Origin of the sequence: Rubellimicrobium rubrum, from assembly GCF_006152115.1 — a bacterium.
In the GTDB taxonomy this organism is placed as follows: Bacteria; Pseudomonadota; Alphaproteobacteria; order Rhodobacterales; family Rhodobacteraceae; genus Rubellimicrobium; species Rubellimicrobium rubrum.
This window is the reverse complement of record NZ_VDFU01000001.1, coordinates 89,382-114,352: the sequence shown is the minus strand read 5'-3', so window position 1 is coordinate 114,352 and position 24,971 is coordinate 89,382. Positions and strand designations below refer to the sequence as shown.

The following is a 24,971-nucleotide window of genomic DNA, read 5'->3' as shown; positions in this document are numbered from 1 at the left end:
AGGGATCGCGTCTTACAGAACTGTGTCGAACGGCCGGGTCATCCCCGGCCGTTTGCGTTTGAAGCCCGACGGGAGCCACGGCGCCCCTCGCCCGCTCCAACTCCGACCATCTTTAGAACTCCTAGCGAAACGACCCCAAAAGGTCGGGCGTCACCGGACCACGTCCCGGATCTCAGATGGCCTGCGCCAAGAGCGACTCGATCCCCTCCAAGCCACCGAAGGTCTGCATGATGCCGATACCGATGCCGCAGACCGCCATGGCCCGCGCGCTCGTGTTCAGGTCAGCGCCGCGGGTCAGGCTGTAAGTCATCATCGCCGCGCCGACCGGAAGCGCCACGACCATGAGAGTGGCATCGATCATGTGGGCGGCCAGTCGCAGAGGGGCCGTGGCAACGGCGGACCCGTCGTCCGCGGTTTGGAACAGCACCGATCCGGCCACAGGATCCGAGATGTCCAAGGGCGGAATCTCCATGTCACCGTGCGAGCGGGTCGCGTCTGTTCGTCCGTGACGTCGCGCCTCGAGCGTCGATTCGAGCTTTGCCATCATCCGGGGAAGATCGTTCGGCTCCACGAAATGACGGGGAACTGCCTTTCGGGCCTTGGCCCGTCCTGCCGGTCCGTCCAGTAGGCTGCGCCGACGAGCCGCAAGGCTCGCAGCCATCCGGTCCACCATGTCGGGGTTCCCGATGTCCTCGCTGTGGGACCAGATCGTCTCGACTGCCGCAGAGCGTGCCCCGATTCGGTCCGCGATGATCCGTGCCAGGACAGCGTGCCGGCGCGCCAGACGCGTGTCGCCATCGGGCTCGGGCCCGAAGCCGACTGCGACGGTGGCAAGGGCCGTCCCCGTCCCATCGATGTCCTCCATGAGCGCCAAGATGATGCGGGCCGCGCCCACATCGACAACGGCGAGACCGTCCCGTTCCCAGTTAAGGGATCGTGCTCCGACATCATGGCTGGCCAGGGCGGTATCGAGATCGCTCAGCAGTTGCCCGAAGTCGAATCCGGGACGCTGAGCAAACACCAGCTGCCCGATCGTCGTTCTGGGTTGAGGCAAGGCATTCATCGTGTCGTTCCTGCCAGTTGGAAACAGAACTATGTAATCCTCGCTTTTGTGCCCTAGAACTTGGGCCAGTATTCGCGCAAATTGCGGAGTTCTTTAGGTGTGCATGACCAAATTCGCCGCCTTTCAGACGTAATCATAAAAGCTCCGTTACGACCTGAGTGAAAACGAGGGTGTTTCATTCATGTCTGTCGCCTCCCTTCTGGTGGAACTGACGCCCAAAATGCAAAAGGGGCGCTCCCGAGGAGCGCCCCTGATGAAATCGGATCTGGTCCCGATCGGCGGCCCGATCAGCAGGAGTAGTACATCTTGTATTCGACCGGATGCGGGGTGTGTTCGAAAGCGTAAACTTCTTCCCACTTGAGGGCCATGTAACCCTCGAGCTGGTCGCGGGTGAACACGTCGCCCTGGAGCAGGAACTCGTGATCCTTCTCCAGCTCCTGCAGCGCCTCGCGGAGCGAGCCGCAGACGGTCGGGATCTGCGCCAGTTCCTCGGGCGGCAGGTCGTAGAGGTCCTTGTCCGAGGACGGGCCGGGGTCGATGCGGTTCTTGATGCCGTCGATGCCGGCCATCAGGAGCGCCGCAAAGGCGAGGTAGGGGTTCGCCGACGGGTCGGGGAAGCGGGCCTCGACGCGCTTGGCCTTGGGCGATTCGGCCCACGGAATACGGATGCAGCCGGACCGGTTGCGGGCCGAGTAGGCGCGCAGCACGGGGGCCTCGAAGCCGGGGATCAGGCGCTTGTAGCTGTTGGTCCCGGGGTTGGTGATCGCGTTCAGCGCCTTGGCGTGCTTGAGGATACCGCCGATGAAGTAGAGCGCCTCCTGCGAGAGGTCCGCGTACTTGTCGCCGGCGAACAGGGGCTTCCCGTCCTTCCAGATCGACATGTTGACGTGCATCCCCGAGCCGTTGTCGCCCGCGATGGGCTTGGGCATGAAGGTCGCCGTCTTGCCGTAGGCCTGCGCGACGTTGTGGATGACGTACTTGTACTTGAGGATCTCGTCGGCCTGCTTGGTCAGCGTGCCGAAGATGATGCCGAGTTCGTGCTGCGTGGAGGCCACCTCGTGGTGGTGCTTGTCCACCTTCATGCCCATCCGCTTCATGGTGGAGAGCATTTCCGAGCGCAGGTCCTGCGCGTCGTCGATCGGCGGGACGGGGAAGTAGCCGCCCTTGATGCCGGGGCGGTGGCCCATGTTGCCGGCCTCGAACTCCGCGTCCGAGTTCCAGGCGGCGTCCACGCCGTCGACCTCGAACGAGACCTTCTGCATCGATACGGCGAAGCGCACGTTGTCGAAGATGAAGAACTCGGCCTCGGGACCCATATAGGCGGTGTCGCCGATGCCCGTCGCCTTGAGATAGGCTTCAGCCTTGACGGCGGTGCCGCGCGGGTCGCGGGAGTAGGGCTCGCCGGTGTCGGGCTCGACCACGTTGCAGTGCACGCAGATCGTCTTCTCGGCAAAGAACGGGTCGACATAGGCGCTGTCCGCATCGAGCATCAGCTTCATGTCGGACTGGTCGATCGACTTCCAGCCAGCGATCGACGAGCCGTCGAACATGAACCCTTCTTCGATGAAGTCGGCGTCCACGAGATCCGAAACGACCGTCACGTGCTGGAGTTTGCCGCGCGGGTCGGTGAAGCGGATGTCGACATACTCCGCCTCCTCCTGCGCAATGAGGTCGAGAAGCTTGTTGGCCATGTCCCTTGTGCTTTCTCTGGGGTTGTCCTTTGGGGCGTCGCCGCCCGGTGTTCGCGAGAGAAGGTCAGAGCGCGTCGTCGCCGGACTCGCCGGTGCGGATGCGGATCGCCTGCTCGATGGTGGACACGAAGATCTTGCCGTCGCCGATCTTGTCGGTGCGAGCGGCCTGGATGATCGCCTGGATGGCATTCTCAGCCTGCTCGTCCGGCAGCACGACCTCGATCTTCACCTTGGGGAGGAAGTCCACGACGTACTCGGCGCCACGATAAAGCTCGGTGTGGCCCTTCTGGCGGCCGAAGCCCTTCACCTCGACAACGCTCAGCCCCTGGACGCCCACATCCTGGAGCGCTTCCTTGACCTCGTCGAGCTTGAACGGCTTGATGATCGCCTCAATCTTTTTCATGGCGGCGTGTCGCTCCCCCGTGTTCCGAAGGCGGTATGGACGCGTGGACGGGGAGCCGCAATCGGGTGTGGGGCTGGGCCAAGGCGGCTCGGTGAGGAACGGCGTGGTATGCTCATGAGACAGGCTGTCTGCTGGGTATTTGGGCAGTTTGTAAACTGCTGGGAGAGGAAGCGATGAAGGCCATCCTGACGGCGGCGGAGATGCGGGCGCTCGAGCAGGAGGCTATCGCGAAGGGCGAGGTCACGGGACTCGAACTGATGGAGCGGGCGGGCAGGGGGGTCGTGGAAGAGATCCTGGCGGAGTGGCCGGAGATCGAGCAGGGCGCGCGGCGGGCGGTGGTCCTCTGCGGCCCGGGCAACAACGGCGGCGACGGGTTCGTCGTGGCGCGGCTGCTGAATGAGCGGGGGTGGGAGGTTGTAGTCTGGCTCTTCGGGGAGTCGGGGCGCTTGCCCCCGGATGCACGAACCAACTACGACCGCTGCGCTGCTCTTATTGATGTCGCCGAAACTTCTGTGATCCTCGACTATACAACTCAGACGGCCATCTTCGACGCAAGCATCGTTGAGGACGGCACTTGTGTAGTCGTGGATGCCCTCTTCGGAATCGGCCTGAAGACCGGAAGCGATCTCGTATATTCCTTGTGGCAGAACGAGCTAAGCAGCCTGCCAAACTATCTGCCTAAGTATCGTGCCACGGTCCGCTTCGTCGCAGTAGACGTTCCATCCGGCCTTTGTGCCGACAGTGGTCGCGTCTTGCAGGACCTGAAGACTCCAGTCCTGAAGGCTGATGGACCGCCGGCCTCTGAGGAGTGGGAAACCATACCAGCCGATCTCACAGTAACCTTCCACTCGCTGAAACCTGGACATTTGCTGGCACAAGGACCTGAAAGCTCCGGCAGACTAGTGGTGAAAGAGATCGGCTTAGAGGACTGGCATCTGGTGCCGTCAGTTCAGAAAGTCGATGCGCTCCACTCAAGGCCAGTTGACAGACCACGAGCGTTCCTCGCCAAGCACACCGGCCACAAGCACACCGGCCACAAGTACACTCACGGCCACGCCCTCCTCCTCTCCGGCGGCTGCGGTCGGGGCGGAGCCGCCCGCCTTGCCGCCCGGGGCGCGCTCCGCATCGGTGCGGGGCTCGTGACGCTCGCCGTTCCGCCCGGCGCGCTGCAGGAGAACGCGGCCCGGCTCGACGCCATCATGCTGCGAAGCATCCGCGATGCCGAGGCGCTGGCGGAACTCCTCTCCGACTCTCGCTACAACGCTCTTGCCGCCGGCCCCGGCCTCGGCACCTCCGACCGCGAGGCGGCGCTCCTTGGAGTGCTTCTCGACGCCTCCCGCCCAGGCGAAGGCACGAAGGGCAGGGCGGTTGTCCTTGATGCCGACGCGCTCACGCTTCTTTCCAAGGACCCCGATCTCCGCACAAAGCTCCACGACCGCTGCGTCCTCACGCCCCACGACGGCGAGTTCGCCCGCCTGTTCCCGCAGATCGCCGAGCGTTGGCACGCCCCCGCGACGACCGGCCCCGCCTACTCCAAGGTCGACGCCGCCCGCGACGCCGCGAAGGAGGTGGGCTGCACCGTCCTCCTCAAGGGCCCCGACACAGTCATTGCCCACTTCTCGGGCCGCGCCGCCATCAACGCCGCCGTCTATGACCGCGCCGCTCCATGGCTCGCCACCGCTGGTTCGGGCGACGTGCTGGCGGGCTTCATCGCCGGACTCCTCGCCCGGGGGTTCGCACCCTTCGACGCCGCCTCCATGGCTGCCTGGCTCCACGTGGAGTGCGCCCGCAGCTTCGGCCCCGGCCTGATCGCCGAAGACCTGCCCGAGGAGCTGCCGAAGGTGTTCCGCGCTCTTGGCCTCTAGGCCCAGACCTCGATCCCTTCGACGGTGATGACTTCCGGCTCTCGAAAGATCAGGGTCCAGAGTGTCATGCCGCGCGGCGACTCCTCGGTCACGATGCTACCGTCCATCAGGCGAAAGACCTCCATGCCGTGCGGGCTCCGGGGAAGGAACAGCCGTGTCGCCGGTCCCAGCAGAAGGTGCTGCGCGGGATGCTGTGGTCCCAGCGCTTCGGCCAGGATGCAGACCGGTGCCAACCGGGCTCCTCGCGCCTCGATGTCGAGGAGGGTTCGGTGGCCGTTGCGGGTCACGATCGTGTCGCCCCGCTTCAGTTGGTTTACGGCGAGATCGCCTTTGCTCGTTCTGATTCGGCTGCCGGTCCCGAGGCCCGCCAGTCGCGTGAGCGACAGGGCGTCGGTCCGGAACTCCGTCTCGTGACGCATCGAACCCTCCTTGCGGAACATGGTGCATCTTAGAGTTGAGTATGGCGAACTTATGGCGCTCGGTTCCGCTTCATTTTCCCCTCGCGTGCGCGGGGACGCTCTGCTAGGACGCGCGCCAGCCAGGGGGGAGGGCGGTTGCTCGTCCTCCGCTTGACTTTGCGGGTGTGGCGGAACTGGCAGACGCACCGGATTTAGGTTCCGGCGCCGCAAGGCGTGGGGGTTCGAGTCCCTTCACCCGCACCAAGGACGTGAGGATGAGAGTATGCAAGTCACCGAGACGCTGAACGAGGGCCTGAAACGCGGCTACACCGTGACCGTCACCGCCGCCGAGCTCGATCAGAAGGTCCAGTCCAAGCTGGGCGAGATCCAACCCCAGGTCGCCATGAAGGGCTTCCGCCAGGGCAAGGTCCCGATGGCTCTCCTGCGCAAGCAGCATGGCCCCCGGCTGATGGGCGAGGCCATGCAGGAGGCCATCGACGGCGCAGTGACTTCGCACCTCGAATCGACCGGTGACCGTCCGGCGATGCAGCCCGCGGTGAAGATGACCAACGAGAACTGGAAGGAAGGCGACGACGTCGTCGTGGAGGTCTCCTACGAGAAGCTTCCCGAGGTGCCGACCGTCGATCTGGCCTCGCTTTCGCTCACCCGTCTGAACGTCAAGGCCGACGACAGTGCCGTCGATGAAGCGCTGTCGAACCTGTCGGATACCGCCAAGTCCTTCGAGGACAAGGAGGGTGCGTCCGAGAACGGCGACCAGGTCGTGATCGACTTCCTGGGCAAGGTTGATGGCGAGGCATTCGAGGGCGGTTCGGCCGAGGACTACCCGCTCGTACTGGGGTCGGGCTCGTTCATCCCCGGCTTCGAGGAGCAGCTCGTGGGTGTGTCCGCCGGCGACGTGAAGGATGTCAGCGTCACCTTCCCCGAGAACTACGGCGCGCAGCACCTTGCGGGCAAGGAAGCGGTGTTCGCCTGCACGGTCAAAGCCGTCAAGGCGCCCAAGGCGGCCGCCATTGATGACGAGCTCGCCAAGCGTTTCGGCGCGGATGACCTCGATGCGCTCAAGACCCAGGTGCGCGAACGTCTGGAGCAGGAATACCAGGGAGCCGCCCGCGCGGTCGCCAAGCGCGCCCTTCTCGACGAGCTCGACCGCTTGGTGGATTTCGACCTGCCGGAAGGTTTGGTCCAGGCTGAAGCAGGCCAGATCGCCCATCAGCTGTGGCACGAGGAGAACCCGCAGGTTCACGGCCACAACCACGATCATATCGAGCCGACCGAGGATCACCTCCGCCTAGCCCGTCGTCGGGTGAAGCTGGGCCTCCTCCTCGCGGAGCTTGGCCAGAAAGCCGAGGTCAAGGTGACGGACGCCGAGCTGACCCAGGCCGTGCTCCAGCAGGCCCGCCAGTACCGCGGCCAAGAGCGTCAGTTCTTCGAATACATCCAGAACAACGCCGCCGCTCGGCAGCAGATCCAGGCCCCGATCTTCGAGGACAAGGTCATCGACCACATCTTCGGGCAGGCCAAGGTCGAGGAGAAGGACGTCTCCAAGGACGAACTCCAAACCGCCGTAGAGGCGCTGGACCAAGAATAATCTCGGGCCTTCGGGTCCGACTGCTCGAAAGGCGCCCCTCGGGGCGCCTTTCCTGTTTTCCATGGGGCGCGTGGTTGTCGGCCACGATCCGGCATGGCAGCGTTCGCTTGGTGACGAACAAGGAGCCTTGCCCATGGACGATCTTCCCTCCGGTTATCGCCGCGCAACCCCGGACGACGCGGGCCCGTTGACCGATCTCGTGGACATCGCAGGCGAGGGACTGGCCTCCTATCTCTGGGCCAAGCAGGCGCAGGACGGAGAGGCGCCGCAGGATGTGGGGCGTAGACGCGCCATCCGTGATGAGGGATCCTTCTCGTTCCGCAATGCGGTCGTGGCAGATGATGGGCAGCGGATCATGGCAGCCCTGATCGGCTATCCCCTAGCCGATGCGCCCGAGCCGATCCCCGACGACTTCCCGCCAATGTTCGTGCCCATGCAGGAGTTGGAGAACCTTGCAGCAGGGACATGGTACGTGAACGCTCTCGCAGCTTATCCAGAGAGCCGGGGTCATGGCCATGGGACCGCGCTTCTCGGCGTTGCCGAGCGATTGGCTCGCTCAGCTGGCAAGCGCGGTGTCAGCATGATCGTTTCGGACGCCAACCCCGGCGCCTGGCGTCTTTATGAGCGATGCGGATTCAAGGCCGTGGAGTCCCGGCCCATGGTCAAGAAGGGCTGGGACAATCCCGGCTCGACCTGGACCCTGTTGATGCGCGTGTTCTAAGCTTCGGTGTATGACCGGGGCGCCCGGTTCCGGTCAGAGCGCGATCCGGAACCGGGCGAAGCCATCCGGAGCATCGCCTGCAGGCTCGATGGCAAGGCCTGGCACCTGATCGAGGTATTCGGCAGCCTTGGGGCCGGTGTCAAAGAGCACTGTAGTCCCCGGCATGGGAACGAACCCCCAGTTGCCGTCCGCAGCGGGGTTTATGGTACCTTGTTCCACGATGTATCGGACGATCACGTCGCGGTTGGTGTCCGGAGCCTCGAATATGATGGTGGACCCGTCCGCACCGGGGAAGCTGCCGCCTCCTTCGGCCCGGTAGTTATTCGTCGCGACAACGAAGTCCTGCGCGGGGTCGATGGGCTGGCCGTTATAGCTCAGATCGACGATTCGGTTCGCCCCCTCGTTCACCATCGCGCCGTCCGCATCGAACCGAGACGGCTGCGACAGGTCGATCCGATACGTAACGCCGTCGATGACGTCGAAGTTGTAGGATCGGAAGTCAGGGTTCAGAAGTGGCTGGTCCTGCGCCCCGGGGGTGATCTGGTTGAACATACCGGCTGACCGCTCGAGCCAGTCCTTAACCTGCGCCCCCGTGATCTTCACGGCTCGGACGGTGTTTGGATAAAGGTAGAGATCCGCCACATTGCGGATCGCGACATCGCCAACCGGCACGTCGGTGTAGTACTCGGGCCCGCCCCGCCCACCTGCTTTGAAGGGGGCCGCCGCGGACAGGATAGGGAGCCCTTCGTCCGGAGTGCCTTGCAGCATCTGGTCAATGTACCAGGCCTGGGCGATGGACACGATCTGGACGGAAGGATCGTCTGCCACCAGCGCGAAGTAACTATGAAGTGGGGCCTCGGTCTTACCTACCGGGCGACGTACATAGTCCAGGGTCGCCTGATGTTCGTCCTCAACGGCGAGCAGCACCTCGGTGTCGCTCTCGATGGTGGGGGTGACATCGCCCTCCTCGCTCCGGAGGTAGATCGGCCGCGCCTCGACGGTGAAGGAGGTCACGCGCCATCCGTCCCCTTCGCGTTGGAGCAGCAGGTCCACAAGGCCCATGTGACTGCCCCAGAATCCGGCCATGACGCCCGGCTTGCCATTGATGGTCCCGGCTACGTTGTCCACGCCGGGCCAGTCTTCGTAGTCGGGGCCGGGGAAGACGAGGTGGCTATGTCCGGTCAGGACCACATCTATGCCTTCGACCCCGGCGAGGGGAACGGCCGCGTTTTCCATGCCCGGCATGTGCTCGGCTTCGGCAATCCCGGAATGGCAGAGCGCGATGACGAGCTGCGCGCCTTCGGCACGGATGCGCGGCACCCAGGCCTGCGCGGACTCCACGATGTCGCGCGTGGTGACACGGCCTTCGAGATGCCGCCGGTCCCATTCCATGATCTGCGGAGGCACGAAGCCAATGACTCCGATCCTGATCGGATGCTCGGCCCCGGTCCCGTCCACGATGGTCCGGTCTAGGATGGCGTAAGGTGGCACCAGCGTGACATCTTTGTCCGGAGTCGCGCCCTCGGTGGTCACCACGTTCGCGCTCACGAACGGAAAGTTCGCGCCCTGCAAGGAGCCCTGCAGGAAGTCGAGGCCGTAGTTGAACTCGTGGTTTCCCAAAGTCGAGGCGTCGTAGCCCAGGACGTTCATCGCCTCGATGACAGGGTGCATCACTCCCTCGACGCCTCGCTCATAGGCAATGTAGTCGCCCATCGGATTGCCTTGGATCAGGTCGCCATTGTCCAGCAGCAGGGAGTTGGTGGCTTCAGCCCGGACCTCAGCGATCAACGAGGCCGTTCTCGCAAGACCTACGGTATCGACCTCCTCGTCGGCATAGTAGTCGTAAGGGACCACGTGGGCATGGAGATCGGTCGTTTCCATGATGCGCAGATGCGCCTGGCCCTCCTGCGCCCGGACCGAGAAGGGGTGGAGCATGATCAGGCTCCCGGTTCCGGCTATGAAGCCGCGGCGGCTGAGACGAAGGGTCATGCGGGTCTCCCTGCAAGTTGGAGCGGATCGTCCGATCTTTGTGTGCTGCAGGGTGACAAACAGGTGACGGTATGGCGACAATGCCGTCACGTCATTCGATGGGTGGTTCGGTGCCAGTCACCTCGGACGCTCGCCCGACCCAACGGTTACGTGCCCGTGTACTAGCCTTCCATTGGGGTCGATCTGGAGTCCATGTCCGGTGGCTTTGAGATGCGAGGCTTTAGGCAGATCGCCCCGGATGTCGGATCGGTGGAGCCGCCACACGGTCTTGATCGGTGACAGTTGAAACGGAGCAGGAGCACGTCCCTTTTTTGTTGTCGCTCGATCGCAGCCGTTTCACTTGGCTCAGCCGCAGTCGTCACCCCAGTGACTGTCGCATGTTCGCGCGTCGCAGTGTGGGTGGGCCGATGGCTGGCTAGGCGTCAATCCTTCCTAAGTCGTCCGGAATGGAAACGGCCGCCCAGGTTTCCCCGGGCGGCCGCAGATTTTTTCGACGGGCGTTCAGGACGTCATTCGTCTTGGGCAGCGCCGCCGATATCATCGAAGAGCTGTCCGATCTCGTACTCGGCCGCGGCTTCAGCCTCTGCGGCGAGTTCCTGGATCGACTTACCCGAGGCCTGCAACTCGGCTTCTTCGGGCGAGCGGGCGACGTTCACGTCGATATGCGCATCGACCTCGGGGTGCAGCCGCACGATCACCGTGTGAATGCCAAGTTCCTTGATCGGAGCGTTCAGGATCACCTGACGCTTGTCGATCGTGAACCCGCCCTCGGTCGCGGCATCGGAGATGTCCCGCGGGCCGACCGAACCGTAGAGCGCCCCACCGTCCGACGCCGAACGGATGACCACAAAGGTCTGGCCGTCGAGGCGCTGGGCGAAGGCCTGGGCTTCACCGCGAGTCTCGAGGTTGCGAGCCTCGAGCTGGGCCTTGGACTGCTCGAACTTCTTGATGTTGGCGTCGGACGCCCGCATCGCCTTGCCCTGCGGCAGCAGGAAGTTGCGGGCGTAGCCGTCCTTGACGCGGACGACCTCACCCATCTGGCCAAGCTTGGCCACGCGTTCCAGAAGGATCACTTGCATCGGGGTCGCCTCACTTCACGGCGTAGGGCAGCAGGGCCAGGAACCGGGCGCGCTTGATCGCCTGGGCGAGCTTGCGCTGGTTCTTGGCACCGACGGCGGTGATCCGCGACGGGACGATCTTGCCCCGCTCGGAGATGTAGCGCTGCAGCAGGCGCGTGTCCTTGTAGTCGATGGACGGCGCGTCCTTGCCCTCGAACGGGTCGGACTTGCGGCGGCGGAAGAAGGGTTTCGTAGCCATGTCTCAGATCCTCCAGATCAACGACGGTCGCGGGAGAACCCGCCACGATCGCCACGGTCCTCGCGGGGGCCGCGGTCCTCACGGGGGCCACGATCCTCGCGCGGCGGACGGTCGCCCCGGTCACCCCGGTCGCGGCTGTCACGCTCGTCGCGCTTCTGCATCTGCACGGACGGGCCGTCCTCGTGCGTGTCGACCTTGATGGTCAGGACGCGCATGACATCCTCGTGGAGACGCATCAGGCGCTCCATCTCGGTCACGGCCGCCGCCGGAGCGTCGGTGCGCAGAAAGGCGTAATGGCCTTTCCGGTTCTTGTTGATCTTGTAGGACATCGTCTTGACGCCCCAGTACTCGTTGCCGAGCACCTGGCCGCCGTTGTCGGCAAGCACGGTCCCGAAATGTTCGATCAGCGCCTCGGCCTGCGTGTTGGACAGGTCCTGGCGCGAGATGAAGACATGCTCGTAAAGCGGCATGCGTTCTCCTGGTCAGCTGCGCACTTCATAGGGAGGGGGTTCCGCCATCCGCGCCCCGTCCCACGAGAGGATGCGCCGGTTTAAAGGGCTCCGCGGAAGGATGGGGTCTTATACAGATGAGCCTCAGGGGCGCAAGCGCCTGTCGTCCCGGCGGCGGCTTTTTCCGGCATGCTCCTGCAGCGGCTGGGTTGGTGATGCGTGTGGGTCTCGTCCAGGCCTCGGTGCAGGCCCGTCTCGCCATTGCGTTCGCCTTGCCCGGCTGCACAGCTGTGCCTAAGACTGCCGCGATACCGGCAAAGGGCCGGACTGGCGGGAGTGGGAACGATGCGCGCCTTCGTGTTTCCGGGGCAGGGCGCCCAGACAGTCGGAATGGGCAAGGGGCTGGCCGAAGCTTATCCCGCCGCCAAGGCCGTGTTCTCCGAGGTGGACGAGGCTTTGGGCGAGAACCTCTCGCGGCTAATCTGGGAGGGTGATGCCGAGAACCTTCAACTCACCCGGAATGCGCAACCTGCGCTGATGGCTACGTCCATCGCTGCCCTTCGAGCCTTGGAGGCTGAGGGGGTGGGCCCCTCTGCCCCTGCCTATGTCGCCGGTCATTCCTTGGGAGAGTATTCTGCGCTGTGTGCCGCAGGCGCGCTGGCGCTCAGCGACGCCGCCCGGCTGCTCCGGCTCCGAGGCGAGGCTATGCAGGCCGCCGTGCCGGTGGGCGAGGGCGCGATGGCTGCGCTCCTCGGCCTCGACTTCGATGCGGCAACTGCCGTGGCGCTTGAGGCGCAAGCCGATGGCGGGATCTGCCAAGCGGCGAATGACAACGATCCCGCGCAGGTCGTGGTCTCGGGCACCCGCGCCGCGGTGGAGCGTGCGGTTGAGATCGCCAAGGCCCGCGGCGCGAAGCGGGCCCTTCTTCTGCCGGTGAGCGCCCCGTTCCATTCCGCGCTGATGACACCCGCTGCCGAAGCGATGGAGCAGGCCCTGGCTTCCACCGAGATCCGGGAGCCCAGGGTGCCCGTGGTGGCCAACGTAATCGCCAGCCCGGTCCAGGATCCTGAAACGATCCGAAGTCTCCTGGTCCGGCAGGTCACCGGTTCTGTTCGCTGGCGCGAGTCGGTCACGTGGCTGGCCGAAGCGGGCGTGACCGAGGCCTGGGAGATCGGAGCCGGCAAGGCCTTGTCCGGCATGATCCGCCGGACGGCGCCGGGAATCGCCGTGCGGAATGTCGGCACCCCCGAGGAGGTCCGCGCGGCGGCCGCATCATTGAACTCATGAAGAAGGACTCCGAGCCATGTTCGACCTGACCGGAAAGACTGCCCTCGTCACCGGAGCCTCGGGCGGCTTGGGTGGCGCGATCGCAAAGACGCTCTACAGCGCCGGGGCGACTGTCGGGCTGTCCGGTACTCGGACCGATCCTCTGGAGGCGCTGGCAAGCGAGTTGGGCGACCGCGCCCATGTCCTGCCCTGCGATCTGTCGAATGCCGATGCGCTGTCGGCTCTCCCTGCGCAGGCCGTCGCTGCCATGGGATCGGTGGACATCCTGGTCAACAACGCCGGCATCACGCGCGACAACCTGTTCATCCGCATGTCGGACGACGACTGGGACCGCGTCATCGCCGTGAACCTGACCTCGGTCGCCCGGCTGACCAAGGGCGTGATCCGGGGAATGATGAAGGCCCGCTGGGGCCGCGTCGTCAACATCTCCTCGGTCGTAGGCGCGACCGGGAACGCGGGCCAAGCCAATTACGCCGCCGCCAAGGCAGGCATGGTCGGCATGTCCAAGGCCCTTGCTGCGGAGTTCGCGGGCCGTGGAATTACAGTCAACTGCGTGGCGCCGGGATTCATCACCACGGCCATGACCGACTCGTTGAGCGGCGACCGAAAGTCGGCCATCCTGGCCCAGGTGCCCGCCGGGCGTATGGGCACCCCGGAGGAGATCGCCGCGGCCGTCCTGTATCTGGCCAGCCCGGAGGCGGGCTATGTCACGGGCGCGACGCTCCATGTGAATGGCGGCATGGCGATGATCTGATGGTCGGGAACCCATGTCGCGCCCCTGAACAGGGGGAAGTTTGGGGACGAGCCTGGATTGGCGGCTATGCAGGCAGCGGATGCTCGCGCAGGCGACATATGATGTCACTTGTCGGACAAGAGGTCCTGCCGCCTTTGGTGCCGTATATCGACCTTGGGGTGAAAGCGTTTGCCAGCGTTCAAATCTCTGATATGACCCCGGCGAACACAGGCCGGACATAGTCCGCGCTCGTGGCTCGGTGCTGGGGCGGGGGTGACCCCCGAACATGCTGGCCCGGTAGGATTGACAGACGGGCCGAGGCCCAGGACGAGAGGACTTTCTATGAGCGACGTCGCCGATCGCGTGCGCAAGATCGTGGTGGAGCATCTTGGTGTCGAAGAGGAGAAGGTGACCGAGAACGCCTCCTTCATCGATGACCTGGGTGCCGACTCGCTCGACACCGTCGAGCTGGTCATGGCCTTCGAGGAAGAGTTCGGGATCGAGATTCCCGATGACGCCGCCGAGACGATCCAGACCTTCGGTGATGCGGTCAAGTTCATCTCCGAAGCCCAGTAAGCGGCTCGGAACGATTGATGAAGGGCGGCCCTCCCTACGGAGCGCCGCCCTTTCTCGTTTGAAATGCGGCTAGTCCGGTTCGCCTGTCCCCGGATGGTTGCACCGGTCCCGGCCCAGGGCTAAACCGGCTCGGAACCACTGGGAGGATGGACGATGCGTCGTGTCGTCGTAACGGGCCTTGGCCTCGTGACACCGCTGGCCGATGGGGTCGAGGAAACCTGGAAGCGCCTGCTTGCGGGTCAATCCGGTGCAGGTACGATCACGCAGTTCGATGCCTCCCAACTTGCCACGGACTATGCCTGCGAGGTCAAGCGCGGGGACGGCTCCGACGGGACCTTCAATCCCGACAAGTACATGGAGCCCAAGGACCAGCGGAAGGTTGACGACTTCATCTTATTCGGCATCGCTGCCGCGCAGCAGGCCGTCGAAGACTCGGGCTGGGTTCCCCAGACCGAGAAAGACCGTGCACGCACGGGCGTCCTGATCGGCTCGGGAATCGGCGGGCTTAAATCCATCGAACAGACGACGCTGCTCATCAAGGAGAAAGGGCCGCGCCGGGTGTCGCCGTTCTTCATCCCCGGGGCTCTCATCAACCTCATCTCGGGGCAGGTTTCGATCAGATATGGCTTCAAGGGGCCGAACCATTCGGTGGTCACGGCCTGTTCGACTGGGGCGCACGCCCTGGGCGACGCTGCGCGCCTGATCAAGTACGGCAACGCCGACGTCATGGTGGCGGGCGGAGCCGAGGCCGCCGTCTGCGAAATCGGCATTGCCGGCTTCAATGCCTGCAAAGCACTGTCCACCAAGCACAAGGCAGAGCCGCAGAAGGCCTCGCGCCCCTATGACGCGGACCGCGACGGTTTCGTCATGGGCGAGGGTGCGGGAATCGTGGTGCTGGAAGAGTTGGAACACGCCAAGGCACGTGGGGCCAAAATATATGCCGAGGTGCTGGGCTACGGTCTTTCAGGCGATGCTTACCACATCACCGCTCCCAATGAGGACGGCGACGGGGCAGAGCGGGCGATGCGGATGGCGCTTTCGGACGCAGGCCTCGCCCCGGCGGACATCGACTACATCAACGCCCACGGCACCAGCACCATGGCCGACGTGATCGAACTCGGGGCAGTGGAGCGGCTGATGGGCAATGCGGCGTCGAAGGTCACCATGTCTTCAACGAAGTCCATGACCGGGCACCTTCTGGGTGCGGCCGGAGCCATCGAGTCGATCTTCGCGATCCTTGCGTTGCGTGATCAGGTCTGCCCGCCGACGATCAACCTGGACACTCCGGCGGTCGACACGATGGTGGACCTCGCGCCGAACCAGGCCCGACACCGCGAGGTCAAGGTGGTCGTGAACAACTCCTTCGGGTTCGGCGGCACCAACGCGTCGCTCGTGCTTGGGTTGGCTTCTTGACGCGGAGAACGGCGTGATGTGGCGCCACATCGCGGCCAACGCACTAACCTTCTTCACCGTGGCCCTGTTCCTTATCGCGGGCCTCGTGACATGGGGCGTCAGCGAGTACTCGGCCACGGGTCCGCTCAAGGAGCCGGTGTGCCTGCGCGTGCCCTCTGGCACGACCATGCGGGCGGTGAGCAACGACCTGGCAAGCCAAGGTGCGATCTTATCACCCGCCATCTTCCGGCTGGGGGCCGACTATGCAGCAAAGACCGACGACCTGAAGCAGGGGAGCTTCCTAATCCCTCAGGGCGCCTCGATGGAGGAGATCACCGACATCGTTACCCGAGGCGGTGCCAACACCTGCGGAACCGAGGTCGTCTATCGCATCGGCGTGAACCGCACCCTGGCCGAGGTCCGCGACCTTGATCCCGCGACCGGCGACTTCGTCAAGAAAGCTGAGTTCGAGCCCTTGGGCGACACGGTCGTTCCGACGGCCTACGAGGAGGTCCGGGCCCAGCCTGACACCACCTATCGCATCGTGGTGGCCGAAGGCGTGACGAGCTGGCAAATCGTCCAAGCTCTCAATGGGCTCGATGTCCTCGAGGGAGATGTCGCCGAGGTGCCGGCCGAAGGGATGCTTGCGCCGGACAGCTATCCGATCCAGCCGGGCAATTCGGTAGCAACGCTGGTCGAGCAGATGTTGATCTCGCAAGAGCGCATCCTTGCCGAAGCCTGGGACCAACGTGCCGCCGACCTCCCCTTCGAGTCGCCACAGGAAGCGCTGACGCTCGCCTCCATCGTGGAGAAAGAGACGGCCATTGCCGAAGAGCGCCCGCTCGTGGCCTCCGTGCTGGTCAATCGGGTGCGGGACGGCATGCGGTTGCAGTTCGACCCGACGATCATCTATGGCATCACGCGTGGGCAGGGGCTTCTTGATCGTCCCATCCGTGAGTCCGACATCGCGGGCACGACCGAGCGCGAGCTGCACGGCGACGTGCTGTACAATACCTATGTGGTGGATGGACTGCCGGCCGGTCCCATCGCCAACCCGGGCCGTGCCGCCATAGAAGCAGCGGTAAACCCGGCCAGCACGGACTATCTCTATTTCGTGGCGGATGGTTCCGGCGGCCATGCCTTTGCCAGCACGCTGGAAGAGCACAACCGCAACGTTGCGCGCTGGCGCGAGATCGAGGCCGAGCGCGCGGCTCAAGCCGATCCAGAAGCACAGGCGATCGCCGAGTAAAACGTCCTTAACCCTGTCGTGATAGCAAACAGATGGACGATTCGTTGTTCCGCGCCGATGCAACGTCCGTTGGGACAACGGCTTCTTGAGCCAGTCGGACTGATCGCCCGTTCCTGCTAAGTTCCAGGGATATCAGCGCGCGGCGGTCCAACGGGCTCTTCGCACCTTTCCTGCATCCTGAACTTGCCGACCGGACAAGCTGGTCGCGTCAAGAACAAGAGCAGGAAAGGCCAGATCATGACCAGATCGCGCGCATCGACCCTCCTTTCGCAAGACGATATCGAGCAGAACTTCCAGGATGCCCTGACGCTCCTGCGTTCCGTTCGTCGAACCCTGTCGGGGATCCTCGATCGGGTGCAGGACGACGAACCGGGAGCCCTCAAGGAGATCGGGCTCAAGCAGTCGGAGCTTGAGACGGCGCTCAAGCGCGCCTTTGAGGCCGAGGAGCGGTACAACGCCTGGCACGCCAAGAACTCCGGCATCGCAAATGCCTGCGAGATCGACTTCGACGCGCTCCGCCAGGAGGTCGCCTGCCGGCTGGCCCGTATCCAGGACTGCTGCGATGACGTTTGATCCGGCTCCGCTTCGCCAGGGTGCGGCACGTCTGGCCAGGCAGAACCCCGAGAAAGTCCGCTACGCCGTGGCCGGTTTCTCTGATCGTGAGATTGCGGGACTTCCGTTCCTTTTCGACTTTTGGGCGCTCCCGCATCAGCTTCCGCCCGGAGGGAGTTGGCGCACCTGGGTAATTCTGGGCGGGCGCGGAGCGGGCAAGACACGCGCCGGGTCCGAGTGGATCCGCACGCAGGTCGAGGGCCCGCGGCCCAAGGACCCTGGTCGGGCCAAGCGCGTGGCGCTGCTGGCCGAAACCATCGATCAGGCCCGCGAGGTCATGGTGTTCGGAGACTCCGGCATCATGGCCTGTTCTCCTCCCGACCGAAAACCGGAGTGGATCGCTAGCCGAAGGATGCTGCTCTGGCCCAACGGGGCCACGGCGCAGCTCTTCTCGGCGCACGAGCCCGAATCCCTGCGCGGTCCTCAGTTCGATTGCGCCTGGGCGGACGAGCTCGCCAAGTGGAAGCGCGGCGAGGAGGCTTGGGACATGCTTCAGTTCGGGATGCGGCTTGGGGACGACCCCCGCTGCTGCGTCACCACCACACCTCGCAACGCCCCGGTCCTGACCAATCTCATCGCGCAGTCGAGCACCGTGAAGACCCACGCGCCAACATCCGCGAACCGTGCGAACCTGGCCAAGGGCTTCATGGAGGAAGTTCAGCGGCGCTACGAAGGAACCCGCCTGGGCCGGCAGGAGCTCGAGGGCGTGCTGCTGCAGGATGCTGAAGGAGCCCTTTGGACTTCGGCAATGATCGAGGCGGCGCAGGCGGACGAGGTTCCGTTTCTCGATCGTATCGTCGTCGCAGTGGACCCGGCCGTGTCGTCCCACAAGGGATCGGACGCCTGCGGCATCGTCGTCGTCGGCGCAACGACCAAGGGTCCCCCTGCAGACTGGCGTGCCTGGGTCCTGGAGGACGCGACGATCCAAGCCGCTTCGCCGCTGGAATGGGCAAAGGCTGCCCTTGACGCGCGGAAGCGTCATGCCGCCGACCGGGTCCTGGCGGAAGTGAACCAAGGTGGAGCCTTGGTTGAGACAGTGCTGCGCCAGATCGATTCGCAGGTGCCGTTCAAGGCCCTACGCGCCAGCCAAGGCAAGGCGCTGCGCGCTGAGCCGATCGCGGCGCTTTACGAGCAGGACAAGGTCCGGCATTTGCGGGGCTTGGGCAAGCTCGAAGACCAGATGTGTCTGATGACCGCACAGGGCTTTCGGGGTCGAGGTTCTCCGGACCGCGTTGATGCGCTCGTATGGGCACTGCACGAGTTGCTGATCGAGGGCGCGGGCTCCTGGCAGGAGCCGCGGATGCGCCACCTGTGAGCGGGTGTTGCACCTGGTGTTAACCGTACCGCGCGGTGGTCTCGGAGCCCCTTAATCCCACCGGGGCATAGTCATCTACACGGACCGCGAGCCCGGCCCGAGGAGAAACGGATGTTCGACTTCCTGAAACGCAAGGACATGGGGACGCCCCCTGGAGCCGTTCCGGTCCCCGCCCCCGTACCGGCGGCGGTGCCCGAGGCCAAGGCTTCGGCTGCCGGCCAACTGATCGCCTGGCCTTCCACTGCCGGTCGCCCTGCCCAGGCCCCGCGTGACACGACCCTGCTCACGCAGCAGGGGTTCACGCGAAATCCCGTAGGCTTCCGCGCCGTCCGCCTGATCGCAGAGGCCGCCGCTGCGCTGCCCCTGATCCTTCAGGATAGCCAGAGGCGCTACAGCGAGCATCCAGTGCTCGACCTGATCGCCCGGCCGAATCCTGCGCAAGGTCGCGCCGAACTCCTCGAGTCGCTTTACGGCCAACTCCTCCTGACCGGCAACGGTTATGTGGAAGCTGTGAGCGAAGAGGGCCTGCCCCAGGAACTCCACGTCCTCCGCTCAGATCGCATGTCGGTCGTCCCGGGCGAGGACGGCTGGCCTGTTGCCTACGACTATACGGTCGGCGGTCGGCGCCATCGCTTCGCGGTAGGCGAGACCTCGCCCGTCTGCCACATCAAGAGCTTTCATCCTCAGGATGACCACTACGGGCTTTCGGCGCTCCAAGCGGCCGCCTCCGCCATCGAGGTCCACAACGGCGCCTCGCGCTGGTCCCTGGCGCTTCTGGAAAATGCAGCGCGCCCGTCCGGAGCCATCGTCTACAACGGCCCGAACGGCGGGACCATGACACAGGACCAGTTCGACCGCCTCACCGCCGAGATGGAGCAGCAGCATCAGGGGGCCCGCAACGCCGGCCGGCCGATGCTCCTCGAAGGCGGGCTCGACTGGAAGCCCATGGGCTTCTCGCCCTCTGATATGGAATTCCAGAAGACCAAGGACGCCGCTGCGCGCGAGATCGCCGTCGCTTTTGGGGTGCCGCCCATGATCCTCGGCATCCCCGGCGATGCGACCTACGCTAACTACCAGGAAGCGAACCGTGCCTTCTACCGACTGACGGTCCTGCCGCTCGCCACTCGCGTGACGCAGACGCTGAGCGACTGGCTGTCGGACTTCACCGGCGAACGGATCGCGCTCGCCCCCGATCTGGACCAGATCCCTGCCCTGGCGGCGGAGCGCGAAGCGCAGTGGCGGCGAGTCGCCGCAGCGTCCTTCCTGTCCCAGGCCGAGAAGCGCCAGCTTTTGGGTCTGCCGCCCTTGGAGGGTCCCGATGGCCCATGAGCCGCGATCGTTCCTGTGTGCTCCCGGCCTTCGGATCGAGAACCAGGAGCGCATGACACAGCTTCAGTTCACCCAGCTGAACCAAGCGCTCGTGAAGATCGAGGGCATGATGGAGCGATTGGAAAAACGCCTCTGGCTCACCGTCTATGGGGTGGTGGCCGTGATCCTGGCTCAGGCCGTTCAATCCATCCTGAGACACTTGCCATGACGAGGACGCCCAGCATGGAAACCAAGTTCACCCGGCCCCTGGCCGATGTCGCCGTGGCCGGGAACGGCTCCGTCATTAGCGGGTATGCTTCGCTGTTCGGTGCCGTAGACCAAGGCGGCGATATCGTCGAACCCGGGGCCTACTCCGCCTCTCTCCAGCGGCTTCGGGCCGAGGGCGGCAGCATCAAGCTGCTTTGGCAGCATGACCCGTCCGAGCCCATCGGAGTCTGGGACGAAGTGCGCGAGGACACGCGTGGCCTTTGGGTCAAGGGGCGCATCCTGCCAGACGTAGCCAGGGGCCGGGAAGCCGCCGCCCTGATCCGCGCCGGAGCCATCGACGGCCTATCGATCGGCTACAAGACACTGCGCGCCACCAAGGATGCGCAGGGTCGCCGCCGGCTGGCCGAGGTGGATCTGTGGGAGGTTTCCCTCGTGACATTTCCGATGCTGCGCGAAGCGCGGCTCGCGGGCAAGGGCGCTGACATCGCGCTCTTCCAAAAGATGACGGCGGCGGTGGCCCAGGCCCGCGTCCGCCTCGGGGGCTGATCCCCACAACCAGGAAAGGACCAATCCATGACTGACCCCGAGATCCTGTCTCGGGCCGGGGAAGATCTGTCCCCGTCCCCCGAGATCAAGACCGCCGTCGCCGGCTTCCTGAGCGAGTTCAGGAGCTTCTCCGACGACGTCGCCAACCGCCTTCAGCAGCAGGACGAACGCATGACCAAGCTTTCCGCCAAAATGACCCACGCCGCTCACCGTCCGATGTTGTCGGCCCAGGCGGATGTCGAGGCACCCCACCAGAAGGCCTTTGACGCTTATCTCCGCTCGGGCGACGACACGGGCTTTCGCGCCTTGGCGCTCGAAGGCAAGGCGCTGTCCACGGCCGTTGCCGCTGACGGTGGCGTGCTGGTGAGCCCGGCGGCCACGGACACGATCCGGGCCATCCTGACGTCCACGGCCTCGATCCGCTCGGTCGCGTCGGTGGTCGCGGTCGAGGGCGGAAGCCTAGATATCCTGATCGACCGGGGGGAGGTCGGTGCGGGCTGGGCAACCGAAACGGGCGGAGCGACCGAGTCCTCGACCGGCATCCTCGAGAAGATCTCCGTCCCTGTCTATGAATTGGCAGCCCAGCCCAAAGCATCCCAGCGCCTCCTGGACGATGCTGCCTTCGACGTGGAGGCCTGGCTCGCAGCACGGATCGCCGAAAAGTTCGCCCGGGCCGAGTCCTCGGCCTTCGTGACAGGCAACGGAGTGGACAAACCCAGGGGTTTCCTGAGCTATCCCATGGCTGCCAATGGAAGCTGGATCTGGGGCCAAGTCGGCTACATCGCCTCTGGCACATCGGGTGCGCTGAGCACGATCGACCCGCTTGTGGACCTCGTCTATTCGCTGGGGGCCGAGTACCGGGCGCGGGCCTGCTTTGTCATGAACTCCCGCACCACAGGGGTACTTCGCAAGCTCAAGGATGCTGACGGACGCTTCCTGTGGTCGGACGGCATGGTCTCTGGGGAGCCTGCCCGCCTGATGGGCTACAAGGTCCTGATCTGCGAAGACATGCCTGACATCACGGCTGGCTCATTCGCCATCGCATTCGGCGACTTCCAGGCAGGCTACACGATCGCCGAGCGCCCGGAACTCCGCGTCCTGCGCGACCCGTACAGCGCTAAGCCCCATGTGCTGTTCTACGCGACCAAGCGGGTAGGCGGCGGCATCACCGACTTTGCGGCCATCAAGCTCCTCAAGTTCGCGGCAAGCTGATGCGAGCCGGGGCTGCCTCTTCGGGGGCGGCCCCACGCTGACACCGACGAGCGAAAGGTTTCGCGATGATTCTTGTCGAACTGACGGAGGTGCCTGATACAGCGCTTCCCGTCGCCCGTCTTAAGGAGCACCTGCGCCTCGGGACCGGGTTCTCGGACGACGATGTGCAGAATGCACTCTTGGCGGGCTTCCTGCGGGCGGCCATCGCCGCCATAGAGGGGCGGACGGGCAAGGTCCTCCTGGAGCGGACCTATGCCATGACAGTCGACGCCTGGCGTCGGGCCGAGCGACAGCCCTTTCCAGTCGCCCCCGTGACCTCCGTCATCTCGGTTGCGCTCGCCGATGCAGAGGGAGTCGCCGCGACACTTCCGGCGGGCTCCTGGCGGCTCGAGACCGATGCCGTCCGACCTTGCCTGGTGATCCCTGGCTTTCTTCCCCCGATCCCGACTGGCGGCTCGGCCCGGATCGTCTTCAGGGCGGGTTTCGGTCCCGACTGGGCAAAGGTGCCTTCGGACCTCGCCCAGGCCGTGCTCATGCTCGCGGCTCATTACCATGAGTTTCGGCACGAAACGGCGCTGAGCGCGGGCTGCATGCCCTTTGGCGTGACTGCCCTTATCGACCGGTACCGGCCCATCCGCCTATCAGGGGGGTTCTGATGAGTAGCCCGAAGCTAGGCCGCAGGCTGGTGCTCGAGCAGCCCACTCGCATGGCGGACGGGGCAGGCGGCTTCGTAAGCGGCTGGTCAGCTCTGGGCGTCATCTGGGCTGCGATCGACCCCGGATCTCTCCGCATCTCGGCGCAGCCAGCAGCGGGCGAGGCCCGGCTCCCCCTTCGCATCACTGTGCGTGGTGCTCCGGTCGGCGCGCCGTCACGGCCCCAGCCCGGCCAGCGCTTCCGGGATGGGTCCCGCGTCTACCCGATCTCGTCCGTGTCGCTGTCCGATGCCTCGGGCCGCTACCTCCTGTGTGTCGCCTACGAGGAGGCTGCCCTGTGACCTATGCCTTGGCACAGAGCCTTCAGACCGCCTTGTTTCAGCAACTTACGTCGGATGACAACCTCCGCGCGCTGGTCGGAAACCATGTCTATGACCAGGTCCCGCCCGGCATACTTCCCACGCTTTATGTCGCTTTGGGACCCGAGGTCGTACGCGACCGCTCGGACCAGATTGGGCAGGGGGCCGAACACGACGCTATGGTCTCGGTTGTGACTGACGGCGCCGGTTTTTCGGCAGCCAAAGCAGTCGCGGCGGCCGTCTCCGACGCATTGCTCGGCTCGGACCTGACTCTTGCACGCGGTCGTGTCGTGTTCCTCCGGTTCCTGCGCGCTTCGGCGACCCGCAAGGGCGCGGGCGAGACACGCCAGATCGACCTCATCTTTCGCGTCCGTGTCGAAGATGACGCGGTTTAACCTTCAAGGAGCCTCACATGGCCGCCCAAGCCGGCAAGGACCTTCTCATCAAGATCGACATGGACGGCGCTGGTCGGTTTGAGACCGTCGCAGGCCTGCGCGCCACGCGGATCGCTCTCAACGCCGAGTCGGTGGACGTCACCTCGCTCGACTCCCCCGGGGGCTGGCGCGAACTCCTCCGGGGCGCAGGTCTGCGCTCGGCGGCGCTGTCGGGGAACGGGGTCTTCAAGGACGCCGCCTCGGATGCCCGGATGCGCAGCCTCTTCTTCGCGGGCGATCACCCGACGTGTCAGGTAGTGATCCCCAGCTTCGGCACGCTTCAGGGGCCGTTCCAGATCTCGTCCATCGAATACGCGGGCACCCATGATGGGGAGGCGACTTACGAGATCTCTCTCGCGTCTGCTGGCGCCATTGCATTTGCGGGGATCTAGGTCATGGCCAACCTCCATGCCGGCGAGGTCGAGATCCTTGTGGACGGCGTTCCGCGTACTGCCAAGCTGACGCTCGGGGCACTGGCCGAACTGGAAGCCTCCTTAGGCGGCGACACGTTGGTGGCCCTAGTCGCCCGCTTCGAGTCCGGCGACGTGTCTTCGCGCGATGTCATGGCTCTGCTCGTGGCGGGCCTGCGTGGAGGCGGGTGGCGTGTAACGTCCTCCGACTTGCTGACAGCCGAGATCGCAGGTGGCCCGCTGGGCGCCGTGAGAGCTGCGGCCGAGCTCCTCGCGCGGGCCTTCGCGGTGCCCGGATGACCTCCGCGTTCGACTGGCCCGCGCTGCTGCGCGCGGGCCTTGTGACCCTCCGCCTCCGCCCTGCGGAGTTCTGGAGCCTCACGCCAGCCGAGTTGTCCCTCATGCTCGGTCTCGACCAGCGTCCCCACCCCATGACCCGTGACCGTTTCCTGGCTCTCAGCCAAAGCCACCCCGACCAACCTTGCGAGGTCCCCTATGACCCTGTTCGACCTTGACGACGGTATGGACGACCTCCAGGCCCGCATGGGCGACGCCACCCGCGTCGCCTCGGCATTCTCCTCGGAGCTGACGCGCGTTCGGACCTCCCTCGGAGAAGCCACTCGCCACTTCGGAGCCGTCGAGAAGGGTTTTTCGGGCGGTCTGCGCCGCGCTATCGACGGCTTGGTGGTCGACGGGGACCGTCTGTCTCAGGCGCTGGGCACCGTAGGCCGCACGATGATCGATACCGTGTATAAGGCGGCGGTTAAGCCGGTCTCGGACCAACTTGGCGACGCGTTGGCGGGAGGCCTAAACGGCGTCGTCACAGGGATCATGCCCTTCGCCGATGGGGCGTCCTTCAGCCAGAAGCGCGTGGCGCCCTTCACCAAAGGCGGCGCGGTCTCGCAGGCCAAGCTCTTCCCGACGCGTGGATCAGCGGGGTTGATGGACGAGGCAAGCCTCGAAGCCAACATGCCCCACACGCGAGGGACGGATGGACGCTTAGGCGCACGTCCGCACAGCAGCGGGGCCGCTCAGGTCACCATCAATGTCTCGACTCCTGACGTGGCGGGCTTCCAACGCTCGCAAGGGCAGATCGCCGCCGAGATGTCGCGCCTGCTCGGGCGCGGCGCCCGCAACCGCTGAGGACATCGC

At 65.1% G+C, this 24,971-nt stretch carries 29 protein-coding genes and 1 tRNA gene; 22 read left to right on the top strand and 8 right to left on the bottom strand.

Annotated elements, in window-relative coordinates:
• Positions 1–172: 172 nt before the first annotated feature.
• The 3 genes from FHG66_RS00575 to FHG66_RS00565 form a co-directional block, all read right to left on the bottom strand.
• Positions 173–1,063 (bottom strand): hypothetical protein, encoded by an 891-nt coding sequence (locus FHG66_RS00575; protein ID WP_139074610.1) that lies wholly within the window; start codon positions 1,061–1,063, stop codon positions 173–175.
• Between the two features lie 287 nt (positions 1,064–1,350).
• Positions 1,351–2,754 carry a type I glutamate--ammonia ligase gene (glnA, locus tag FHG66_RS00570; protein ID WP_139074608.1) on the bottom strand — a complete coding sequence of 468 codons (1,404 nt, stop codon included), beginning with the start codon at positions 2,752–2,754 and terminating at the stop codon, positions 1,351–1,353.
• Positions 2,755–2,818: 64 nt separating this feature from the next.
• Complete coding sequence (locus FHG66_RS00565) at positions 2,819–3,157, bottom strand: P-II family nitrogen regulator (protein ID WP_139074606.1); 339 nt, start codon at positions 3,155–3,157, stop codon at positions 2,819–2,821.
• 173 nt (positions 3,158–3,330) lie between these two features.
• Between FHG66_RS00565 and FHG66_RS00560 the strand changes: the two genes are divergently transcribed.
• Positions 3,331–5,022, top strand: a complete 1,692-nt coding sequence (locus FHG66_RS00560) for an NAD(P)H-hydrate dehydratase (RefSeq protein ID WP_139074605.1) — start codon at positions 3,331–3,333, stop codon at positions 5,020–5,022.
• Here the strand turns inward: FHG66_RS00560 and FHG66_RS00555 are convergent.
• The gene (locus FHG66_RS00555; protein WP_176556067.1) at positions 5,019–5,441 is read right to left on the bottom strand and encodes a Hint domain-containing protein; all 423 of its coding nucleotides are present in this window, start codon (positions 5,439–5,441) and stop codon (positions 5,019–5,021) included. The genes FHG66_RS00560 and FHG66_RS00555 overlap by 4 nt on opposite strands.
• Before the next feature lie 158 nt (positions 5,442–5,599).
• Between FHG66_RS00555 and FHG66_RS00550 the strand changes: the two genes are divergently transcribed.
• The 3 genes from FHG66_RS00550 (at position 5,600) to FHG66_RS00540 (ending at position 7,750) form a co-directional block, all read left to right on the top strand.
• A tRNA-Leu gene (locus FHG66_RS00550) sits at positions 5,600–5,684 on the top strand.
• A 19-nt stretch (positions 5,685–5,703) separates the two neighbouring features.
• Complete coding sequence (gene tig, locus FHG66_RS00545; protein ID WP_139074601.1) at positions 5,704–7,029, top strand: trigger factor; 1,326 nt, start codon at positions 5,704–5,706, stop codon at positions 7,027–7,029.
• Positions 7,030–7,162: 133 nt separating this feature from the next.
• Positions 7,163–7,750: a GNAT family N-acetyltransferase gene (locus tag FHG66_RS00540; RefSeq protein ID WP_139074600.1), complete on the top strand. Its 588-nt coding sequence runs from the start codon at positions 7,163–7,165 to the stop codon at positions 7,748–7,750.
• A 33-nt stretch (positions 7,751–7,783) separates the two neighbouring features.
• Here the strand turns inward: FHG66_RS00540 and FHG66_RS00535 are convergent, their stop codons facing one another.
• The 4 genes from FHG66_RS00535 to rpsF form a co-directional block, all read right to left on the bottom strand.
• The gene (locus FHG66_RS00535; protein ID WP_139074598.1) at positions 7,784–9,739 is read right to left on the bottom strand and encodes a bifunctional 2',3'-cyclic-nucleotide 2'-phosphodiesterase/3'-nucleotidase; all 1,956 of its coding nucleotides are present in this window, start codon (positions 9,737–9,739) and stop codon (positions 7,784–7,786) included.
• Between the two features lie 509 nt (positions 9,740–10,248).
• A complete protein-coding gene (gene rplI / locus FHG66_RS00530; RefSeq protein ID WP_139074596.1) occupies positions 10,249–10,818 on the bottom strand; it encodes a 50S ribosomal protein L9 in 570 nt (189 codons plus the stop codon).
• Between the two features lie 10 nt (positions 10,819–10,828).
• Complete coding sequence (gene rpsR / locus FHG66_RS00525) at positions 10,829–11,056, bottom strand: 30S ribosomal protein S18 (protein WP_139074594.1); 228 nt, start codon at positions 11,054–11,056, stop codon at positions 10,829–10,831.
• A gap of 17 nt (positions 11,057–11,073) precedes the next feature.
• The gene (gene rpsF, locus FHG66_RS00520; protein WP_139074592.1) at positions 11,074–11,526 is read right to left on the bottom strand and encodes a 30S ribosomal protein S6; all 453 of its coding nucleotides are present in this window, start codon (positions 11,524–11,526) and stop codon (positions 11,074–11,076) included.
• A 324-nt stretch (positions 11,527–11,850) separates the two neighbouring features.
• On the opposite strand from rpsF, the gene fabD reads away from it, so the two are divergent.
• The 18 genes from fabD to FHG66_RS00430 all read left to right on the top strand — a co-directional run bounded on the left by fabD (position 11,851) and on the right by FHG66_RS00430 (position 24,962).
• Positions 11,851–12,792, top strand: coding sequence for an ACP S-malonyltransferase (gene fabD / locus FHG66_RS00515; protein ID WP_139074590.1), 942 nt, complete (start codon positions 11,851–11,853; stop codon positions 12,790–12,792).
• A gap of 16 nt (positions 12,793–12,808) precedes the next feature.
• Entirely contained in the window at positions 12,809–13,546 is a 738-nt protein-coding gene (gene fabG, locus FHG66_RS00510) for a 3-oxoacyl-[acyl-carrier-protein] reductase (RefSeq protein ID WP_139074588.1), read from the top strand.
• A 321-nt stretch (positions 13,547–13,867) separates the two neighbouring features.
• Positions 13,868–14,101, top strand: coding sequence for an acyl carrier protein (locus tag FHG66_RS00505; RefSeq protein WP_086450334.1), 234 nt, complete (start codon positions 13,868–13,870; stop codon positions 14,099–14,101).
• A gap of 153 nt (positions 14,102–14,254) precedes the next feature.
• Complete coding sequence (fabF, locus tag FHG66_RS00500) at positions 14,255–15,514, top strand: beta-ketoacyl-ACP synthase II (RefSeq protein ID WP_139074586.1); 1,260 nt, start codon at positions 14,255–14,257, stop codon at positions 15,512–15,514.
• 16 nt (positions 15,515–15,530) lie between these two features.
• On the top strand, positions 15,531–16,742 hold the full coding sequence (gene mltG, locus FHG66_RS00495; RefSeq protein ID WP_139074964.1) for an endolytic transglycosylase MltG: 1,212 nt from the start codon (positions 15,531–15,533) through the stop codon (positions 16,740–16,742).
• Between the two features lie 237 nt (positions 16,743–16,979).
• Positions 16,980–17,315 carry a hypothetical protein gene (locus FHG66_RS00490; protein WP_139074585.1) on the top strand — a complete coding sequence of 112 codons (336 nt, stop codon included), beginning with the start codon at positions 16,980–16,982 and terminating at the stop codon, positions 17,313–17,315.
• On the top strand, positions 17,305–18,669 hold the full coding sequence (locus FHG66_RS00485) for a DNA-packaging protein (RefSeq protein ID WP_139074583.1): 1,365 nt from the start codon (positions 17,305–17,307) through the stop codon (positions 18,667–18,669). Before FHG66_RS00490 ends, FHG66_RS00485 begins: the two co-directional genes overlap by 11 nt.
• A gap of 111 nt (positions 18,670–18,780) precedes the next feature.
• A complete protein-coding gene (locus FHG66_RS00480) occupies positions 18,781–19,998 on the top strand; it encodes a phage portal protein (protein WP_139074581.1) in 1,218 nt (405 codons plus the stop codon).
• Positions 19,988–20,206, top strand: a complete 219-nt coding sequence (locus FHG66_RS00475) for a GTA head formation protein, RCAP_rcc01685 family (protein WP_139074579.1) — start codon at positions 19,988–19,990, stop codon at positions 20,204–20,206. The genes FHG66_RS00480 and FHG66_RS00475 overlap by 11 nt, the downstream gene beginning before the upstream one ends.
• Before the next feature lie 14 nt (positions 20,207–20,220).
• Positions 20,221–20,751: an HK97 family phage prohead protease gene (locus tag FHG66_RS00470; protein ID WP_246082405.1), complete on the top strand. Its 531-nt coding sequence runs from the start codon at positions 20,221–20,223 to the stop codon at positions 20,749–20,751.
• Positions 20,752–20,778: 27 nt separating this feature from the next.
• Positions 20,779–21,963: a phage major capsid protein gene (locus FHG66_RS00465; RefSeq protein ID WP_139074576.1), complete on the top strand. Its 1,185-nt coding sequence runs from the start codon at positions 20,779–20,781 to the stop codon at positions 21,961–21,963.
• Between the two features lie 65 nt (positions 21,964–22,028).
• Positions 22,029–22,619, top strand: coding sequence for a head-tail connector protein (locus FHG66_RS00460; protein WP_139074574.1), 591 nt, complete (start codon positions 22,029–22,031; stop codon positions 22,617–22,619).
• Entirely contained in the window at positions 22,619–22,957 is a 339-nt protein-coding gene (locus FHG66_RS00455) for a head-tail adaptor protein (RefSeq protein WP_139074573.1), read from the top strand. Before FHG66_RS00460 ends, FHG66_RS00455 begins: the two co-directional genes overlap by 1 nt.
• Complete coding sequence (locus tag FHG66_RS00450) at positions 22,954–23,370, top strand: DUF3168 domain-containing protein (protein ID WP_139074571.1); 417 nt, start codon at positions 22,954–22,956, stop codon at positions 23,368–23,370. The genes FHG66_RS00455 and FHG66_RS00450 overlap by 4 nt, the downstream gene beginning before the upstream one ends.
• Before the next feature lie 17 nt (positions 23,371–23,387).
• Positions 23,388–23,801: a phage major tail protein, TP901-1 family gene (locus tag FHG66_RS00445; protein ID WP_139074569.1), complete on the top strand. Its 414-nt coding sequence runs from the start codon at positions 23,388–23,390 to the stop codon at positions 23,799–23,801.
• A 3-nt stretch (positions 23,802–23,804) separates the two neighbouring features.
• Positions 23,805–24,119: a gene transfer agent family protein gene (locus FHG66_RS00440; protein ID WP_139074567.1), complete on the top strand. Its 315-nt coding sequence runs from the start codon at positions 23,805–23,807 to the stop codon at positions 24,117–24,119.
• Complete coding sequence (locus FHG66_RS00435; RefSeq protein ID WP_139074565.1) at positions 24,116–24,334, top strand: rcc01693 family protein; 219 nt, start codon at positions 24,116–24,118, stop codon at positions 24,332–24,334. The genes FHG66_RS00440 and FHG66_RS00435 overlap by 4 nt, the downstream gene beginning before the upstream one ends.
• Positions 24,315–24,962 (top strand): phage tail tape measure protein, encoded by a 648-nt coding sequence (locus FHG66_RS00430; protein ID WP_139074563.1) that lies wholly within the window; start codon positions 24,315–24,317, stop codon positions 24,960–24,962. Before FHG66_RS00435 ends, FHG66_RS00430 begins: the two co-directional genes overlap by 20 nt.
• Positions 24,963–24,971 lie beyond the last annotated feature (9 nt).

What these genes read in the sequence shown, in the direction of transcription:
- FHG66_RS00435 (WP_139074565.1), top strand. Translation starts at nt 24,116, where the DNA reads ATGACCTCCGCGTTCGACTGGCCCGCGCTGCTGCGCGCGGGCCTTGTG.
- rplI (WP_139074596.1), bottom strand. Translation starts at nt 10,818, where the DNA reads ATGCAAGTGATCCTTCTGGAACGCGTGGCCAAGCTTGGCCAGATGGGT.
- FHG66_RS00470 (WP_246082405.1), top strand. Translation starts at nt 20,221, where the DNA reads ATGGAAACCAAGTTCACCCGGCCCCTGGCCGATGTCGCCGTGGCCGGG.
- FHG66_RS00475 (WP_139074579.1), top strand. Translation starts at nt 19,988, where the DNA reads ATGGCCCATGAGCCGCGATCGTTCCTGTGTGCTCCCGGCCTTCGGATC.
- FHG66_RS00485 (WP_139074583.1), top strand. Translation starts at nt 17,305, where the DNA reads ATGACGTTTGATCCGGCTCCGCTTCGCCAGGGTGCGGCACGTCTGGCC.
- mltG (WP_139074964.1), top strand. Translation starts at nt 15,531, where the DNA reads ATGTGGCGCCACATCGCGGCCAACGCACTAACCTTCTTCACCGTGGCC.
- fabD (WP_139074590.1), top strand. Translation starts at nt 11,851, where the DNA reads ATGCGCGCCTTCGTGTTTCCGGGGCAGGGCGCCCAGACAGTCGGAATG.
- FHG66_RS00565 (WP_139074606.1), bottom strand. Translation starts at nt 3,157, where the DNA reads ATGAAAAAGATTGAGGCGATCATCAAGCCGTTCAAGCTCGACGAGGTC.
- FHG66_RS00445 (WP_139074569.1), top strand. Translation starts at nt 23,388, where the DNA reads ATGGCCGCCCAAGCCGGCAAGGACCTTCTCATCAAGATCGACATGGAC.
- rpsR (WP_139074594.1), bottom strand. Translation starts at nt 11,056, where the DNA reads ATGGCTACGAAACCCTTCTTCCGCCGCCGCAAGTCCGACCCGTTCGAG.
- FHG66_RS00505 (WP_086450334.1), top strand. Translation starts at nt 13,868, where the DNA reads ATGAGCGACGTCGCCGATCGCGTGCGCAAGATCGTGGTGGAGCATCTT.
- FHG66_RS00490 (WP_139074585.1), top strand. Translation starts at nt 16,980, where the DNA reads ATGACCAGATCGCGCGCATCGACCCTCCTTTCGCAAGACGATATCGAG.
- FHG66_RS00465 (WP_139074576.1), top strand. Translation starts at nt 20,779, where the DNA reads ATGACTGACCCCGAGATCCTGTCTCGGGCCGGGGAAGATCTGTCCCCG.
- fabF (WP_139074586.1), top strand. Translation starts at nt 14,255, where the DNA reads ATGCGTCGTGTCGTCGTAACGGGCCTTGGCCTCGTGACACCGCTGGCC.
- FHG66_RS00430 (WP_139074563.1), top strand. Translation starts at nt 24,315, where the DNA reads ATGACCCTGTTCGACCTTGACGACGGTATGGACGACCTCCAGGCCCGC.
- FHG66_RS00560 (WP_139074605.1), top strand. Translation starts at nt 3,331, where the DNA reads ATGAAGGCCATCCTGACGGCGGCGGAGATGCGGGCGCTCGAGCAGGAG.
- fabG (WP_139074588.1), top strand. Translation starts at nt 12,809, where the DNA reads ATGTTCGACCTGACCGGAAAGACTGCCCTCGTCACCGGAGCCTCGGGC.
- FHG66_RS00575 (WP_139074610.1), bottom strand. Translation starts at nt 1,063, where the DNA reads ATGAATGCCTTGCCTCAACCCAGAACGACGATCGGGCAGCTGGTGTTT.
- FHG66_RS00455 (WP_139074573.1), top strand. Translation starts at nt 22,619, where the DNA reads ATGAGTAGCCCGAAGCTAGGCCGCAGGCTGGTGCTCGAGCAGCCCACT.
- rpsF (WP_139074592.1), bottom strand. Translation starts at nt 11,526, where the DNA reads ATGCCGCTTTACGAGCATGTCTTCATCTCGCGCCAGGACCTGTCCAAC.
- FHG66_RS00440 (WP_139074567.1), top strand. Translation starts at nt 23,805, where the DNA reads ATGGCCAACCTCCATGCCGGCGAGGTCGAGATCCTTGTGGACGGCGTT.
- FHG66_RS00480 (WP_139074581.1), top strand. Translation starts at nt 18,781, where the DNA reads ATGTTCGACTTCCTGAAACGCAAGGACATGGGGACGCCCCCTGGAGCC.
- FHG66_RS00540 (WP_139074600.1), top strand. Translation starts at nt 7,163, where the DNA reads ATGGACGATCTTCCCTCCGGTTATCGCCGCGCAACCCCGGACGACGCG.
- FHG66_RS00535 (WP_139074598.1), bottom strand. Translation starts at nt 9,739, where the DNA reads ATGACCCTTCGTCTCAGCCGCCGCGGCTTCATAGCCGGAACCGGGAGC.
- FHG66_RS00460 (WP_139074574.1), top strand. Translation starts at nt 22,029, where the DNA reads ATGATTCTTGTCGAACTGACGGAGGTGCCTGATACAGCGCTTCCCGTC.
- FHG66_RS00555 (WP_176556067.1), bottom strand. Translation starts at nt 5,441, where the DNA reads ATGCGTCACGAGACGGAGTTCCGGACCGACGCCCTGTCGCTCACGCGA.
- glnA (WP_139074608.1), bottom strand. Translation starts at nt 2,754, where the DNA reads ATGGCCAACAAGCTTCTCGACCTCATTGCGCAGGAGGAGGCGGAGTAT.
- tig (WP_139074601.1), top strand. Translation starts at nt 5,704, where the DNA reads ATGCAAGTCACCGAGACGCTGAACGAGGGCCTGAAACGCGGCTACACC.